Source organism: Kitasatospora sp. NPDC101155 (assembly GCF_044768305.1).
Taxonomy (GTDB): Bacteria; Actinomycetota; Actinomycetes; order Streptomycetales; family Streptomycetaceae; genus Kitasatospora.
In genome coordinates this window covers 9062-23014 of sequence record NZ_JBIWPN010000031.1, presented here as the reverse complement: position 1 = coordinate 23014, position 13953 = coordinate 9062, and the positions used below count along the sequence as shown (strand labels likewise).

15 protein-coding genes and 4 tRNA genes are annotated in these 13953 nt (G+C 71.8%); 5 read left to right on the top strand and 14 right to left on the bottom strand.

What is annotated here, in order from left to right:
* Nucleotides 1-155 precede the first annotated feature (155 nt).
* The 3 genes from thiD to ACIRYZ_RS32785 all read right to left on the bottom strand — a co-directional run bounded on the left by thiD (nt 156) and on the right by ACIRYZ_RS32785 (nt 3490).
* Nucleotides 156-1028 carry a bifunctional hydroxymethylpyrimidine kinase/phosphomethylpyrimidine kinase gene (thiD, locus tag ACIRYZ_RS32795; RefSeq protein WP_402951415.1) on the bottom strand — a complete coding sequence of 291 codons (873 nt, stop codon included), beginning with the start codon at nt 1026-1028 and terminating at the stop codon, nt 156-158.
* Nucleotides 1029-1051: 23 nt separating this feature from the next.
* The gene (locus ACIRYZ_RS32790; RefSeq protein WP_402951412.1) at nt 1052-2077 is read right to left on the bottom strand and encodes a 6-phosphofructokinase; all 1026 of its coding nucleotides are present in this window, start codon (nt 2075-2077) and stop codon (nt 1052-1054) included.
* Nucleotides 2078-2524: 447 nt separating this feature from the next.
* Nucleotides 2525-3490 (bottom strand): thiamine-phosphate kinase, encoded by a 966-nt coding sequence (locus tag ACIRYZ_RS32785; RefSeq protein WP_360222082.1) that lies wholly within the window; start codon nt 3488-3490, stop codon nt 2525-2527.
* 198 nt (nt 3491-3688) lie between these two features.
* Between ACIRYZ_RS32785 and ACIRYZ_RS32780 the strand changes: the two genes are divergently transcribed.
* Both ACIRYZ_RS32780 and ACIRYZ_RS32775 read left to right on the top strand, forming a co-directional pair.
* Nucleotides 3689-3922 (top strand): Lrp/AsnC family transcriptional regulator, encoded by a 234-nt coding sequence (locus ACIRYZ_RS32780; protein ID WP_380612660.1) that lies wholly within the window; start codon nt 3689-3691, stop codon nt 3920-3922.
* 20 nt (nt 3923-3942) lie between these two features.
* Nucleotides 3943-4461: a DUF3515 domain-containing protein gene (locus ACIRYZ_RS32775; RefSeq protein WP_402951409.1), complete on the top strand. Its 519-nt coding sequence runs from the start codon at nt 3943-3945 to the stop codon at nt 4459-4461.
* A 109-nt stretch (nt 4462-4570) separates the two neighbouring features.
* On the opposite strand, the gene ACIRYZ_RS32770 is transcribed toward ACIRYZ_RS32775, so the two are convergent.
* The 3 genes from ACIRYZ_RS32770 to ACIRYZ_RS32760 all read right to left on the bottom strand — a co-directional run bounded on the left by ACIRYZ_RS32770 (nt 4571) and on the right by ACIRYZ_RS32760 (nt 7640).
* Entirely contained in the window at nt 4571-5716 is a 1146-nt protein-coding gene (locus ACIRYZ_RS32770; RefSeq protein ID WP_402951406.1) for a D-alanine--D-alanine ligase family protein, read from the bottom strand.
* 92 nt (nt 5717-5808) lie between these two features.
* Nucleotides 5809-6792, bottom strand: coding sequence for an NAD(P)H-dependent glycerol-3-phosphate dehydrogenase (locus ACIRYZ_RS32765; RefSeq protein ID WP_393034710.1), 984 nt, complete (start codon nt 6790-6792; stop codon nt 5809-5811).
* A 14-nt stretch (nt 6793-6806) separates the two neighbouring features.
* Nucleotides 6807-7640: a lysophospholipid acyltransferase family protein gene (locus tag ACIRYZ_RS32760; protein WP_402951404.1), complete on the bottom strand. Its 834-nt coding sequence runs from the start codon at nt 7638-7640 to the stop codon at nt 6807-6809.
* A 230-nt stretch (nt 7641-7870) separates the two neighbouring features.
* Here ACIRYZ_RS32760 and cofC point away from each other — a divergent pair, with 230 nt between their 5' ends.
* Both cofC and ACIRYZ_RS32750 read left to right on the top strand, forming a co-directional pair.
* A complete protein-coding gene (cofC, locus tag ACIRYZ_RS32755) occupies nt 7871-8566 on the top strand; it encodes a 2-phospho-L-lactate guanylyltransferase (RefSeq protein WP_402951401.1) in 696 nt (231 codons plus the stop codon).
* An 87-nt stretch (nt 8567-8653) separates the two neighbouring features.
* Nucleotides 8654-8878, top strand: a complete 225-nt coding sequence (locus tag ACIRYZ_RS32750; RefSeq protein ID WP_387622213.1) for a hypothetical protein — start codon at nt 8654-8656, stop codon at nt 8876-8878.
* A 177-nt stretch (nt 8879-9055) separates the two neighbouring features.
* Here ACIRYZ_RS32750 and ACIRYZ_RS32745 read toward each other — a convergent pair whose 3' ends face one another.
* From ACIRYZ_RS32745 to leuC, 4 genes are all read right to left on the bottom strand, one after another.
* Entirely contained in the window at nt 9056-9778 is a 723-nt protein-coding gene (locus tag ACIRYZ_RS32745; RefSeq protein WP_402951398.1) for an HU family DNA-binding protein, read from the bottom strand.
* Nucleotides 9779-9911: 133 nt separating this feature from the next.
* On the bottom strand, nt 9912-10259 hold the full coding sequence (locus ACIRYZ_RS32740) for a hypothetical protein (RefSeq protein WP_380612653.1): 348 nt from the start codon (nt 10257-10259) through the stop codon (nt 9912-9914).
* A gap of 182 nt (nt 10260-10441) precedes the next feature.
* Complete coding sequence (gene leuD / locus ACIRYZ_RS32735) at nt 10442-11038, bottom strand: 3-isopropylmalate dehydratase small subunit (RefSeq protein WP_380612652.1); 597 nt, start codon at nt 11036-11038, stop codon at nt 10442-10444.
* A gap of 3 nt (nt 11039-11041) precedes the next feature.
* On the bottom strand, nt 11042-12463 hold the full coding sequence (gene leuC, locus ACIRYZ_RS32730) for a 3-isopropylmalate dehydratase large subunit (protein WP_402951394.1): 1422 nt from the start codon (nt 12461-12463) through the stop codon (nt 11042-11044).
* Nucleotides 12464-12694: 231 nt separating this feature from the next.
* Here leuC and ACIRYZ_RS32725 point away from each other — a divergent pair, with 231 nt between their 5' ends.
* Nucleotides 12695-13408 (top strand): IclR family transcriptional regulator, encoded by a 714-nt coding sequence (locus tag ACIRYZ_RS32725; RefSeq protein ID WP_030246527.1) that lies wholly within the window; start codon nt 12695-12697, stop codon nt 13406-13408.
* Between the two features lie 147 nt (nt 13409-13555).
* Here ACIRYZ_RS32725 and ACIRYZ_RS32720 read toward each other — a convergent pair.
* The 4 genes from ACIRYZ_RS32720 to ACIRYZ_RS32705 form a co-directional block, all read right to left on the bottom strand.
* A tRNA-Gln gene (locus ACIRYZ_RS32720) sits at nt 13556-13630 on the bottom strand.
* Between the two features lie 49 nt (nt 13631-13679).
* Nucleotides 13680-13752: transfer RNA gene (locus ACIRYZ_RS32715), tRNA-Glu, on the bottom strand.
* Nucleotides 13753-13777: 25 nt separating this feature from the next.
* Nucleotides 13778-13850: transfer RNA gene (locus ACIRYZ_RS32710), tRNA-Glu, on the bottom strand.
* A gap of 27 nt (nt 13851-13877) precedes the next feature.
* Nucleotides 13878-13950: transfer RNA gene (locus ACIRYZ_RS32705), tRNA-Glu, on the bottom strand.
* Nucleotides 13951-13953 lie beyond the last annotated feature (3 nt).

Here is a 13953-nt window from a genome sequence, read left to right as displayed (position 1 = left end):
GGGGTCGCGGGGGTGGCGGGGGGGGTTGCTCTTGGGGGGTTGGGGGGGGGGGTGGTGGGGGGGGGGGGGGGGCGGGTTGGGGGGGGGGGGGGGGGGGGGGGGGCGCCGGGCCCCCCCCCCCACCACTGCTTCCGGCACTGCTCCGCGGCTGACGGCTAGCGCCAGCGCCAGGCGTGGTCGACCGGGCCGATCCCGGCGCCCAGCGCGAAGCCTCCGGCGATCGCGCCGGTGATGTACTCCTTGGCCGAGCCCACCGCCTCGGGCAGCGACTCGCCCTTGGCCAGGCCGGCCGCGATCGAGCTGGCCAGGGTGCAGCCGGTGCCGTGGGTGTGCCGGTTGTCGTAGCGCGGCGCGCGGTACCAGTGCACCTCGTCCGGCCCGCCGTACAGCAGGTCGGCGGCCTCGCCCTCCAGGTGGCCGCCCTTGACCAGCGCCCAGCGCGGCCCGAGGTCGACCAGCGCCCGGGCGGCGTCCAGCATCTGCGACTCGTCCTCGACGGTCCGGCCGGTGAGCTGGGTCACCTCGTGCAGGTTGGGGGTGACCACGGTGGCGACCGGCAGCAGCTTCTCCCGGACGGTGGCCACCGCCTCGGCGGCCAGCAGCGCGTCCCCGTGCTTGGAGACGCCGACCGGGTCGACCACCACCGGGGCGGCCACCCCGGACAGCAGCTCGGAGACGGTCTCGACCAGTTCGATCGAGGCGAGCATGCCGGTCTTCACGGCCTGCACCCCGATGTCGTCCACCACGCTGCGGAACTGCGCCCGCACGGCTTCGGCGGGCAGCTCCCAGTAGCCCTGGACGCCGAGCGAGTTCTGCGCGGTGACGGCGGTGATCACGCTCATGCCGTGGACACCGAGGGCAAGCATCGCCTTGAGGTCGGCCTGGATGCCGGCGCCGCCGCCGGAGTCGGAGCCGGCGATCGTGAGGACGCGGGGCGGCGTATCGGAGGGGCCGCGCAGTGGGGGTGCCCCCGGACGGAGTCCGGGGGATCGTCGACCAGGGGCGGGGGTGGGAGACGGGAGGGACATGAGGTCAACCTACCCCTGAGGGTTCAGAGCACTGCCTCGGACTCCGCCCAGCGGTCCTCCGGCACCGTCTTCAGCCGGGTCACCGCGTCACCGATCGGCACCGGCTCGATCTCGGTCCGGCGCAGCGCGGTGAAGTGCCCGAAGGCGCCCTGGTGGACGGCCTCCACCGCGTGCCAGCCGAAGCGCGAGGCGAGTACCCGGTCCCGGGCGGTCGGGGTGCCGCCGCGCTGGACGTGGCCGAGGATGACCGGGCGGGCCTCCTTGCCGAGCAGGTCCTCCAGCTCGTGGGCGAGCCGGTTGCCGATCCCGCCGAAGGTGCGGTGCCCGAACTGGTCGACCTCGCCGTGGTCGAAGCGCATGGTGCCGGGCTGCGGGGCCGCGCCCTCGGCGACGGCGATGATGGCGAACTTCTTGCCACGGGCGAAGCGGTCGTCGACCATCCGGGCCACCACCTCGATGTCGAAGGGCTTCTCCGGGATCAGGATGCCGTGCGCACCGCCGGCCATGCCCGCGGTCAGGGTGATCCAGCCGGTGTGCCGGCCCATCAACTCAACCACCATGACGCGCTGGTGGGACTCGGCGGTGGTCTTCAGCCGGTCGATCGCCTCGGTCGCGACGTGCACCGCGGTGTCGAAGCCGAAGGTGACGTCGGTGGCCTCGATGTCGTTGTCGATGGTCTTCGGCACCGCGACCACCGGCAGCCCTGCCTCGCTGAACAGCTTGGCCGCGGTGAGCGTCCCCTCGCCGCCGATCGCGATCAGCGCGTCGATGCCGATGTCCCGGGCCAGCGTCCGCGCGTTCTCCACCGCCCAGGCGATCCGCTCCCGCCGTACCCGGGCCGAGCCCAGGATGGTGCCGCCGAGGGTGAGCAGGCCGGTGACGTCGTCGTGCGAGACCGGCCGGATGCGGCCCTCGATCAGGCCGAGGAAACCGTCCTCGATGCCGACGATCTCGTCCCCGTGGACGTCCGTTCCCCGGTGCACCACCGATCTGATCACCGCGTTGAGGCCGGGGCAGTCGCCGCCGCTGGTCAGTACACCGATGCGCATGTGTGGTGTGCTCCCGCTCGCAGTGGTTCGGACCACCCGCGAGGGACGGCGGGCGGGCTCGGATGCCGCAAGCGTCTCTGATCGGCCAAGGGATCCCGAGCTTTCCTCGGGTTCCGGTGGTCGCACATGGCGGCCACATGGCCGATCGTCTTCGCGCCCTGGTGCCGAAACCTGTGGTTTTGGTCCGCGTGGCGCGTCCCTCCGGACGCTGGCCGACCACCGAGCAACTCGCCATGGCCGGGGAGGGTGCCCGACGTCGCCTGGGCGCCGGGCGTGCGCTTACACTCTGCCACGGGATCGCCACGCTTGGCTAATCAAGTCGGTTACTCTACGCAAAACGCACTCCGAAGCCCGTCCGCCGCACGCCCGGAGCGTCACGTGCCGCAAAGGTGTCCAGTGCCCATCGGCCGTACTCCGTACGGCGATCGGCACCCGGGCGAACAACGCTCACTCGGCGAAGTGGTCCCAGCCGCCGACCCGGTCCCAGGGCGCACCGTCCACCGTCACCCGGCCGCTGCGCGAGCCCCGCGGACGACCGGTCACCTCGCCCACCACCCGCCAGCGGGCCGGGAGTTGGACCCCGCGCGGGAAGGTGGCCACGATCGCGTGGTCCTCGCCGCCGGACAGCACCCAGACCAGCGGGTCCACCCCGACCGCCTGGCCGATGTCGGCCATCTGCGCCGGGACGTCGAAGTCGGCGGCCTTGAGGTCGATGTCCACCTCGCTGGCCCGGGCCACGTGGCCGAGGTCGGCGACCAGCCCGTCGCTCACGTCGATCATCGAGGTCGCGCCCAACTCGGCGGCGGCCGGGCCCGCGTGGTACGGCGGCTCGGGCCGGCGGTGCGCCTCGACGAAGGCGCGCGGGGAGCGGAAGCCACGCTGCAGCACGGTCAGTCCGGCGGCCGACCAGCCGAGCCAGCCAGTCACCGCGACCACGTCGCCGACCTGGGCGCCGGAGCGCGTCACCGCCGCGCGCCCCTGGAGGTCGCCGAGCGCCGTGATGGCCAGCGTGACGGTGTCGCCGCGCACCACGTCGCCGCCGACCACCGTCGCCCCGGCCACCTGGCACTCGTCGCGCAGGCCGTCCATCAGCTCGGTGGCCCAGGTGGTCGGCAGGTCGGCGGGGGCGACCAGGCCGAGCAGTATCGCGGTCGGCACCGCGCCCATCGCGGCCACGTCGGCGAGGTTCTGGGCGGCGGCCTTGCGACCCACGTCGTAGGCGGTGGACCAGTCCCGGCGGAAGTGCCGGTTCTCGATCAGGACGTCGGTGGTGGCCACCACCCGGCCGTCCGGAGCCTTCACCACCGCGGCGTCGTCCCCGGGACCGAGGTCGACCGCGTCGGTGAGCGGTACCCGGGCGGTCAGCTCCCTGATGAGGCCGAACTCGCCCAGCTCGCCCACGGTCCCCTGCATCTGCCGTCCTCTCGCGTTTCCATCCGGGTATGGCTCCCCCGCGCGCAGCGTACGCCCTTCGAGGGTGCGAAAGTCTCCCCTCCCCTGCCCGCTGCACGGTAGCGTGGTGATCAGTCTGCCGGTGAACCCGTTCCCACCCCTGTGCCCGACCGGGCGATCACGGCGGCGACCCCCGTAACCGGCCGCCGGGAGGCCCCCGTGGTACAGGCATACATCCTGATCCAGACCGAGGTCGGAAAGGCCAGCGCCGTGGCCGACACGATCGGCGAGATCCCCGGAGTGCTCACCGCCGAGGACGTCACCGGCCCGTACGACGTGATCGTCAAGGCCGAGGCCGACACCGTGGACGACCTGGGCCGCATGGTCGTCGCCAACGTGCAGAAGGTCGAGGGCATCACCCGCACCCTCACCTGTCCGGTGGTTCACCTGTAAGCCCCGGCTACCATCGGCGGGTGGCCAGAGAACTCCGCATCCCCAAGGCGCTGACCGCGCTTCCGGCGCCGGTCCGCTGGCTGGCCGTGCCGGTCGCACTGACCTGCACGGTCGTGGTGCTGATCGGCAGCTGGAGTTCGGCCGATTCCCAGGTCGAGGTTCCGCGGCCGAGCGGGAAGGCCGCGGACTACTGTCGCGCGCTCTCCGCCGCGCTGCCGCAGGAGCTGCTCGGGCATGCCCGAAAGGACCCGTCGCCCGCGTCCCCGTACACGGCGGCCTGGGGCAGCTCGCCCCGGACGGTGCTGCGCTGCGGCATCGACCGGCCGGAGGAACTGGACGGCGAGCACGCCGCGGACTGGTCCCCGACCGCCGACGACGTCACCTGGTGGTCGCAGAAGCTCTCCGACGGCGGCTACCGCTTCGTGACGACCATGCGCGCCGCCTACGTCGAGGTGACCGTCCCGGCCGGTGCCGCGCAGAACCCCTTCGACCCGGCAGCCGCCCTGAGCAGCCTGGTGAACGCCGAGATCCCGGGCTGAGCTCCCCGCCCCGAGCCGAAGGGGCGCGCCGGCGCCGAAAGGGAGAAGCGAGCGGGCGAGTCACAGGCGGGCCGGGTGCTCCCGGCCCGCCCTCGCGCCGTCGGTACGACTACCGCAGTCCGGTCGAGCGGCGCAGCGCCGACGCCAGCAGCCGGTCGATCAGCTCCGCATACGCGACCCCGCTGGCCTCCCACATCTTCGGGTAGGCGGAGATCGGGGTGAAGCCCGGCATGGTGTTGATCTCGTTGATCATCCAGGTGCCGTCCGTCAGCAGGAAGAAGTCCACCCGGGCCAGGCCCTCGCAGCCGAAGGCCTCGAACGCGATCACGGCCTGGCGCTGGATCTCGGCGGTCTCCTCGGCGGTCAGCCGCGCCGGGATCTGCACCTCGGAGGAGTCGATGTACTTGGCCTCGAAGTCGTAGAAGTCGAAGCCCTCACCGACCAGCACCTCGGCCGGGACGCTGGCCCGCGGGCCGTCCTCGAACTCCAGCACGCCGCACTCGATCTCGCGGCCGGAGACACCGGCCTCGATGATCAGCTTGGGGTCGTGCCGGCGGGCCTCCTCGATCGCGGCGTCCAGCTCGGCGAGGTCGCCGACCTTGGTGATGCCGATGCTGGAGCCGGCCCGGCAGGGCTTCACGAACAGCGGCAGGCCGAGTTCGGCGGCGCGCTCGCGCACGGCCGCGCGGCCCTGCTCGGTCTCCCAGTCCCGCGGCCGCACGATGGTGTAGCTGCCGACGTTCAGGCCGTGCGAGGCCAGGATCCGCTTGGCGAACTCCTTGTCCATGCCGGCTGCGCTGGCCAGCACGCCGTTGCCGACGTACGGGACACCGGAGAGCTCCAGCAGGCCCTGCAGGGTGCCGTCCTCGCCCCACGGGCCGTGCAGCAGCGGGAACACCACGTCGACCTCGCCGAGGGCCTTGGGGGCGCTTCCCGGCTCGCTGAGGACCACTTCCCGGTTGCCCGGGGCGGTGGGCAGCGCGACCTGCCCGTCCACGGACTCGGCGACGTGCGCCACGTCCGGCAGCCTGCCGTCGGTGATGGCCATCCGGGCCGGCTCGTCGCTGGTCAGCGCCCAGCGGCCCTCGTGCGTGATGCCGATCGGCAGCACGTCGTACTTGTCGCGGTCGATCGCCCTGAGCACACTGCCCGCGGTGGAGACCGAGATGGCGTGCTCGGAGCTGCGGCCGCCGAAGACCAGCGCGACGCGCGGCTTGCGGGCGGACGGGTTCGGGGAGGACTGTTCGATGCTCATATCGGGTTTGAGACTACCGTGCGAGGTGTTTCCGGGAAGTCAACGGTCGCCCGACGGGCCCCGCAGCGCCGGTCCGGGGAGCCCCGGAGCCCTCAGCGCCGCTCCGCCTTGGCCGAGCGGGACATCAGCGTCTGCAGCGCCTCCTGGGTGGGCCGCCCGTTGTGCACCACGTCCACCACGGCCTCGACGATCGGCATGTCGACCCCGCTGCGCCGGGCCAGGTCCAGCACCGACTCGCAGGACTTGACGCCCTCCGCGGTCTGCCGGGTGGCCGCGATGGTCTCGGCCAGCGACATGCCGCGGCCCAGGTTCATGCCGAAGGTGTTGTTGCGCGACAGCGGCGAGGAGCAGGTGGCGACCAGGTCACCCATCCCGGCGAGCCCCGCGAAGGTGTGCGGGTCGGCGCCCAGCACCTCGCCGAGCCGGGTGGTCTCGGCCAGCCCGCGGGTGATCAGGGTCGCCTTGGTGTTGTCGCCGAGCCCCATGCCGGCCGCCATGCCGACGGCCAGGCCGATCACGTTCTTGACGGCGCCGCCGAGTTCGCAGCCGACCACGTCGGTGTTGGTGTACGGCCGGAAGTACGGCGTGTGGCAGGCCGCCTGGAGCCGCTTGGCGACCGCCTCGTCGGTGCAGGCGACCACACTGGCGGCGGGCTGCCGGTTGGCGATCTCCTTGGCCAGGTTGGGCCCGCTGACCACCGCGACGCGCTCCGGGCCGACCTTGGTGACCTCGTCGATCACCTCGCTCATCCGCTTGGCGGTGCCGAGTTCGATGCCCTTCATCAGGCTCACCAGCACGGTCTGCGGCTCGATCAGCGGCGCCCAGGCCGCCAGGTTGTCACGCAGCGTCTGCGAGGGCACCACCAGCACCGCGAAGTCGGCGCCGGCCAGCGCCTCGGCGGCGTCGGTGGTGGCCCGGACGGTGTCGGGCAGCCGGACGCCCGGCAGGTAGTCCGGGTTCTCGTGGGTGCTGTTGACGGCGTCCACCAGCTCCTGGCGGCGCGCCCACAGCACGACCTCGCAGCCCGCGTCCGCCAGCACCATCGCGAACGCGGTGCCCCAGGACCCGGTCCCCATCACTGCGCAGCGGGTCACCGGCCCGTCCCCTCACCGTCGTTGTCGTTCCTGGCGCCCTTGGCCCGGCGGCGCTCGGCCACCGCGGCGGCGGCCCGCTCACGGGCGGCCTTGCGCATGTCGTAGCGCTCGGCCGGCGGCTCCTCGCCGCGGATTCCGGCCAGCACGGCGGTGATCGCCGTCATGATGTCCTCGGTCGCGTCGGAGAGCACCTGGGCGGTCAGCTCCTGGCCCTCGTACTTGCTGAGGTCCACCGCGGGCCCGGCCGCGACGGTGACCTTGTGGCGCGGGAAGAGGTTGAACTTGCCCTTGCCGTAACCGGGCCGGCCGTACGGCGGGATGATCTCGTGGGCGCCCCAGTGCGCGACCGGGATGACCGGCGCACCCGTCATCAGCGCGACCCGGGCGACGCCGTTCTTGCCGGTCATCGGCCACAGGTCCGGGTCGCGGGTGAGCGTTCCCTCTGGGTAGAACTGCACGCACTGCCCGCCGTTGACGGCGTCGATCGCGGCCCGGAAGGCCTGCGCGGCGTCGGTGGACTCGCGGAACACCGGAATCTGGCCGGTCTTGCGCAGCATGAATCCGATGAAGGGAATCGAGAACAGCGAGGACTTACCGAGAATCCGCGGCGGACGGCCACTGTTGTACTGCCAGTGCGCGTAGACCACCGGATCAATGATCGAATTGTGGTTCACTGCGGCGATGAAGCCGCCTTCCTTCGGAATGTGCTCCCAGCCCCGCCAGTCGGGCTTCACCAGGGCGGTCGTCACCGGCTTCACCAGCACGGCCGCGAAGCGGTACCAGATGCCGTAGTCGGCGTTGCCGAACTTGGCGTACGAGCGGCGGGCCACCCCAGCTCCTTCTCATCACATGCGGCACGTGGGGTGCCGCGGTCAGTGCGTCCCGGTGCCGCGCACCAGTCCGTCCGGTGCCCGGTCCACGGGCGCGGAACAGTGTCGCCCGCTCGCTCGCCGACTGTCGAGCGACCGCCCCAACCCGCCCGACGGTCGTGATCAAACGCACGTCCACACAGCTCGGACGGCCTGGCGAGGGCTCCAGGACCGGCGTCACAATGACGCCGATGACCCAGGACACCGTACGCCCCAGCGGGCCCGCCGCGCCCGCCGCACCCACCGCCGACTGGTCGCTGGTGCTGCCGCTCAAGCCGCTCACCCTGGCGAAGAGCAGACTGGCCCCGTACGCCGGGCGGCACCGGCCGGACCTGGCCCTGTCCTTCGCGCTGGACACCGTCACCGCGGCACTCGCCACACCGGGCGTGGCCCGGGTCCTGGTGGTCACCAGGGACGCCGTCGCCGGCGCCCGGTTGGCGGCGCTGGGCGCCCTGGTCGTCGCCGACGAGCCGGGCGGGGGCCTCAACCGGGCGCTGGTACACGGCGCCTCGGCCGCGCTGGCGCTCGCCCCCCGGGCACCGCTGGCCGCCCTCTCGGCCGACCTGCCCGCCCTGCGCCCGGCCGAACTGGCCCGGGTGCTGGGCGCGGTGCCGGCGGACGGCCGGGCCTTCCTGCCGGACTCCCCCGGCCTCGGCACCACCCTGCTCGCCAGTGCCCCCGGCCACCTGCTCTCCCCCGCCTTCGGGGACGGCTCACGGGCCCGGCACGCGGCCGGAGGGGCGCTCGAACTGCGCCTGGCGGACGTGGAGTCGGTGCGCCGGGACGTCGACACCGGAAGCGACCTCGGCGAGGCCGCGAGGCTCGGCCTCGGCCCGTACACCAGTGCCCTGTTCGCCCGTCTGGGCCGGTCCCGCCCGCAGACCTGACCGCAGCACCGACCGCAGTCCTGACCGCAGTCCCGTCCGAGGGTCCTGGTCCGGGGGCCTGTCGGACCCGCTCGCTATGCTGCTGGCATGCAGGCCACCGCGTTCACCTTCGACCCCGCCACCCGGGCCGGCTCCGTGCTGCTCGACGACGGGACCCCGGTGCCGTTCGACGCGGCCGCCTTCGACGCCGGCGGCCTGCGACTGCTGCGGCCCGGCCAGCGGGTGCGGATCCGCACCGAGGGCACCGGCGAGGCCCGCCGGGTGGTCTTCGTGACCCTCCAGACCTTCCCCGACCCGGCCGACGAACGCTGACCGGGCCGGGATTCGGACCGCGCGCCCGCCTTTCCCCACGCATCGGGCACCGGCCGCCGCCGAATCCTGACTAAGCGCCCGGAAAACGAAAGAGCCGCGGCCACCCGGTCCCCGCAATTCGCGGAAGGGGTGCCGCGGCTCTGAGCCGAAGGCCGTCCGAGGACAGTCGCGCGGGACTTACTTGGCAGTGGTCTTGCGCGCGGTGGTCTTGCGGGTGGCGGTCTTCTTCGCCGGAGCCGTCTTCTTTGCCGTGGCGGTCGCCTTCTTGGCGGTGGCCGTGGTCTTCTTGGCGGCAGCGGTGGTGGTCGCCTTCTTGGCGGCGGCCGTCTTCTTGGTCGCGGTCGCCGTGGTCTTCTTGGCGGCGGCAGCGGTGGTGGTGGCGGTGGTCGCCTTCTTGGCGGCGGGCGCCTTCTTCGCGGCGGTGGCCGTGGTCTTCTTGGCGGCAGCCGTGGTGGCCGTCTTCTTGGCGACGGCCTTCTTGGTCGCGGCCGGGGCGGCGGCAGCGGCGGCGGCGCGCTTGGTGGCGGCACGCTTGGCGGCCGGGGTGGCGGCGACGCCGGCCTTGCCCGGGGTGAGGGAGCCCTTGGGGGCCTTCTTCACCGAGGGGCCTTCCTTCGGCAGCTTCTTGCTGCCGCTGACCAGGTCCTTGAAGCCCTGGCCCGGACGGAAGCGGGGGACCGAGGTCTTCTTGACCTTGACCCGCTCGCCGGTCTGCGGGTTGCGGGCGAAGCGCGCGGAGCGCTCCACCTTCTCGAAGGTGCCGAAACCGGTGACCGAAACCCGGTCACCGGCCACAACGGCACGGACCATGGTGTCGAGCACTGCGTCGACGGCCTCTGCGGCAGCCTTGCGACCGCCCAGCTGCTCGGCCACCGCTTCGACAAGCTGAGCCTTGTTCACGTCTTCCCCTTCGGAAACGGGCGCCGGATGATTCCATCCGTTCTTTTCGCACGTTAGGTATGTATCTGCGGACTTTCAATTACCAAACGCGCGAATCACCCTAGTGTCGCAATGGATTTGCGCGTCCGCGACCTCAGTCGAGCGGCGGGCGCCCCTCGTCGAGGTCATGTACAAAGCGACTCAACCGCCGTGCCGCCTCGGGAAGATCGCGCTTGGCGGTCTCCGTGACGATGAGCAGTTGACGGGTGAGAGCGGTCTTTGCATCGGCAGACACGTTCAGCGCATGCACGCGGGCGTGAGCTTGCTTCAACCGCTCGGCCACAAGCGCGTAGAGCGCTGCGACTTCCTGGTCGTCCGGCCCCTCAGCTGGTGCGGAGGTGACGTCCGGCCGATCGTCAATTCGGCGTTCGGATCCCCGGCCCGTGGACTCCTCGGACGCGGGTTCGCCGCCCGCGTACGGAGGTTCATGGTGCCGGTGCATGTACTGATTGTGCCATCTACCCGCAGTTGTACTTGCGCGGGGCCCTCTTCCGCAAAGCCAAATGGGCAATCCGGGGCGGGCCTCGGCGCTAACTCGTGCTCCGGAACGCCGGATGGCCCGGCCCCCCCGAGGGGGGCGCGGGCCATCCGGTGGATCGTCAGAATGCCTGTTCTGAAGGCAACTCAGGAGACCGGCAGAGTACGGGGCTTGAACGCCGGGCGGGTCGCCTCGTAGGCCGCGATGTCGGCCTCGTTCTGCAGCGTGATGCTGATGTCATCCAGCCCGTTGAGCAGCCTCCACCGCACGTTGTCGTCCAGTTCGAAGCTCGCGGTGACGCCTTCGGCGCGCACTTCGCGCTTCTCCAGGTCAACGGTGATCTCGGCCGAAGGGTCACTCTCGGTGAGCACCCAGAGGCGCTCCACGGTCTCCTGCGGCAGTACGACGGTCAGCAGGCCGTTCTTCAGGGAGTTGCCGCGGAAGATGTCGGCGAAGCGCGAGGAGATCACCGCGTGGAAGCCGTAGTTCTGCAGCGCCCAGACGGCGTGCTCCCGGGAGGAGCCGGTGCCGAACTCGGGGCCGGCCACCAGGACGGTGGCGCCCTGGCGCTCGGGCCGGTTGAGGATGAACGACTCGTCCTTGCGCCAGGCCTCGAACAACCCGCCCTCGAAACCGGATCGGGTGACCTTCTTGAGCCAATGGGCCGGAATGATCTGGTCGGTGTCCACGTTGCTGCGGCGCAGCGGGACGGCCCGGCCGGTGTGGGTGGTGAACTTCTCCATGGCTCAGGCCTCCACGGTGACGTTGGCGGAAAGGTCCGACGGGGACGCGAGGCGGCCCAGGACGGCGGTCGCGGCGGCGACCTGCGGCGAGACCAGGTGGGTGCGGCCGCCCTTGCCCTGCCGGCCCTCGAAGTTGCGGTTCGAGGTGGAGGCGCAGCGCTCCCCGGGGGCGAGCTGGTCGGGGTTCATGCCCAGGCACATCGAGCAGCCGGCGTGCCGCCATTCGGCCCCGGCGGCGGTGAACACCTTGTCCAGGCCCTCCTCCACGGCCTGCAGGGCGACCCGGACCGAGCCCGGGACGACCAGCATCCGTACGCCGTCGGCGACCTTGCGGCCCTCCAGGACGGCGGCGGCCGCCCGCAGGTCCTCGATTCGGCCGTTGGTGCAGGAGCCGACGAAGACCGCGTCGACCGCGACCTCGCGCAGCGGGGTGCCGGCCTCAAGGCCCATGTACGCCAGGGCGTTCTCGGCGGCCAGGCGCTCCTGCGGGTCGGCGAAGTCCGCGGGGTTCGGGACGTTGGAGCCCAGCGGGGCGCCCTGGCCGGGGTTGGTGCCCCAGGTGACGAACGGGGTCAGCTCGCTCGCGTCGATGAAGATCTCGTGGTCGAAGACCGCGTCCTCGTCGGTGACCAGGGTCTTCCAGTACGCGACGGCCGCGTCCCAGTCCTCGCCCTGCGGGGCGTGCGGGCGGCCTTCGAGGTAGGCGAAGGTGGTCTCGTCCGGGGCGATCATGCCGGCCCGGGCGCCGGCCTCGATGGACATGTTGCAGACGGTCATCCGGGCCTCCATGGACAGGCTCCGGATCGCCGAACCGCGGTACTCCAGGACGTAGCCCTGGCCGCCGCCCGTGCCGATCTTCGCGATGACGGCCAGGATCAGGTCCTTGGCCGTGACGCCCTCGGGCAGTTCGCCCTCGACGGTGATCGCCATGGTCCTGAACGGCGCCAGCGGCAGGGTCTGGGTGGCCAGCACGTGCTCGACCTGGCTGGTGCCGATGCCGAACGCCAGCGCGCCGAAGGCGCCGTGGGTGGAGGTGTGGGAGTCGCCGCAGACCACGGTGGTGCCGGGTTGGGTCAGGCCGAGCTGCGGGCCGACCACGTGCACCACGCCCTGCTCGACGTCGCCGAGCGAGTGGATCCGGACGCCGAACTCGGCCGCGTTCCGGCGCAGGGTCTCCAGCTGCACGCGGGAGACCGGGTCGGCGATCGGCTTGTCGATGTCCAGGGTCGGGGTGTTGTGGTCCTCCGTGGCGATCGTCAGATCGGTGCGGCGGACCTTGCGGCCCGCCAGGCGCAGCCCGTCGAAGGCCTGCGGGCTGGTCACCTCGTGGAGCAGGTGCAGGTCGATGAACAGGAGGTCGGGCTCGCCCTCCGCGCGCCGCACGACGTGGTCGTCCCAGACCTTCTCTGCGAGTGTCCGTCCCATCGGATTCCCTCCAGCCGGCCGCGTTGCCGGCCTTTTCGTGTCGTCGGGTAAACGCTTGCGCCGCCCACCGCGGGGCGCGTTCGCGCAACCTGCACGCCGGATCGCTGTCCACGATGCGGACACTCTGACGAGGCCCCATCCTGAATGTCTCCCGGGCTGCTGCATCCAGAGTGGCGCTTTTCCCGGAAGATTGAACTTGCGTCTCGCGGAATGAGACTGCAGTCTTAGCGCATGGACAACACTAGCGGCGTCGGCGTTCTCGACAAGGCCGCTCTGGTGCTGAGCGCACTGGAGTCGGGCCCCGCCACGTTGGCGGGGCTGGTCGCCGCCACCGGTCTGGCGCGCCCCACGGCCCACAGACTCGCCGTCGCACTCGAACACCACCGTCTGGTCACCAGAGACATGCAGGGGCGCTTCATCCTCGGCCCCCGGCTGTCCGAACTCTCCGCCGCGGCGGGCGAGGACCGGCTGCTCGCCACCGCGGGCCCGGTCCTGACCCACCTGCGCGACGTCACCGGCGAGAGCGCACAGCTCTACCGCCGCCAGGGCGAGATGCGGATCTGCGTAGCCGCCGCCGAGCGGCTCTCCGGCCTGCGGGACACCGTCCCGGTCGGCAGCACCCTGCCGATGAAGGCCGGCTCGGCCGCTCAGGTCCTGCTGGCCTGGGAGGAGCCCGAGCGGCTCCACCGCGGCCTCCAGGGCGCCCGCTTCACCGCCACCGCGCTGAGCGGCGTCCGGCGGCGCGGCTGGGCCCAGTCGATCGGCGAGCGGGAGCCGGGCGTCGCGTCCGTCTCCGCGCCCGTCCGCGGTCCCTCCAACCGCGTGGTGGCCGCCGTCTCCGTCTCCGGCCCGATCGAGCGGCTGACCCGCCACCCGGGCCGCCTGCACGCCCAGGCCATCATCGAGGCCGCGAACCGGCTCACCGAGGCGCTGCGCCGGAGCTGACCCGGCCGATCCCCCACCCATCCCTTCCCCCACCCCCTCCTCCCCCACCGAAAACGAAAGGGCCCCGCTCGGATTCGAGCGGGGCCCTTCAAAAGCATTTCCCGGCGCAAAGCAAAAAGACCCCGGAACCGGGGTCTTTCCAATTTCTGGCTGGGGTACCAGGACTCGAACCTAGACTAAATGAACCAGAATCACTCGTGCTGCCAATTACACCATACCCCAACACAAAGCAAGGGCCGATGGGCGAGCCCACCGGCTTCCTGCTCTGAAGTACCCCCGACCGGATTCGAACCGGCGCTACTGCCGTGAGAGGGCAGCGTGCTAGGCCGCTACACAACGGGGGCTCCTGGCGATCCCTTGCGGGATCAGTACCCCCGACCGGATTCGAACCGGCGCTACTGCCGTGAGAGGGCAGCGTGCTAGGCCGCTACACAACGGGGGCTTTCCAGGCGATCCCTTGCGGGATCAGTACCCCCGACCGGATTCGAACCGGCGCTACTGCCGTGAGAGGGCAGCGTGCTAGGCCGCTACACAACGGGGGCTTG

What these genes read in the sequence shown, in the direction of transcription:
- thiD (WP_402951415.1), bottom strand. Translation starts at nt 1,028, where the DNA reads ATGTCCCTCCCGTCTCCCACCCCCGCCCCTGGTCGACGATCCCCCGGA.
- ACIRYZ_RS32785 (WP_360222082.1), bottom strand. Translation starts at nt 3,490, where the DNA reads ATGCAGGGGACCGTGGGCGAGCTGGGCGAGTTCGGCCTCATCAGGGAG.
- leuC (WP_402951394.1), bottom strand. Translation starts at nt 12,463, where the DNA reads ATGGGACGGACACTCGCAGAGAAGGTCTGGGACGACCACGTCGTGCGG.
- ACIRYZ_RS32790 (WP_402951412.1), bottom strand. Translation starts at nt 2,077, where the DNA reads ATGCGCATCGGTGTACTGACCAGCGGCGGCGACTGCCCCGGCCTCAAC.
- ACIRYZ_RS32740 (WP_380612653.1), bottom strand. Translation starts at nt 10,259, where the DNA reads ATGCACCGGCACCATGAACCTCCGTACGCGGGCGGCGAACCCGCGTCC.
- ACIRYZ_RS32725 (WP_030246527.1), top strand. Translation starts at nt 12,695, where the DNA reads ATGGACAACACTAGCGGCGTCGGCGTTCTCGACAAGGCCGCTCTGGTG.
- cofC (WP_402951401.1), top strand. Translation starts at nt 7,871, where the DNA reads ATGACCCAGGACACCGTACGCCCCAGCGGGCCCGCCGCGCCCGCCGCA.
- ACIRYZ_RS32770 (WP_402951406.1), bottom strand. Translation starts at nt 5,716, where the DNA reads ATGAGCATCGAACAGTCCTCCCCGAACCCGTCCGCCCGCAAGCCGCGC.
- leuD (WP_380612652.1), bottom strand. Translation starts at nt 11,038, where the DNA reads ATGGAGAAGTTCACCACCCACACCGGCCGGGCCGTCCCGCTGCGCCGC.
- ACIRYZ_RS32750 (WP_387622213.1), top strand. Translation starts at nt 8,654, where the DNA reads ATGCAGGCCACCGCGTTCACCTTCGACCCCGCCACCCGGGCCGGCTCC.
- ACIRYZ_RS32765 (WP_393034710.1), bottom strand. Translation starts at nt 6,792, where the DNA reads ATGGGGACCGGGTCCTGGGGCACCGCGTTCGCGATGGTGCTGGCGGAC.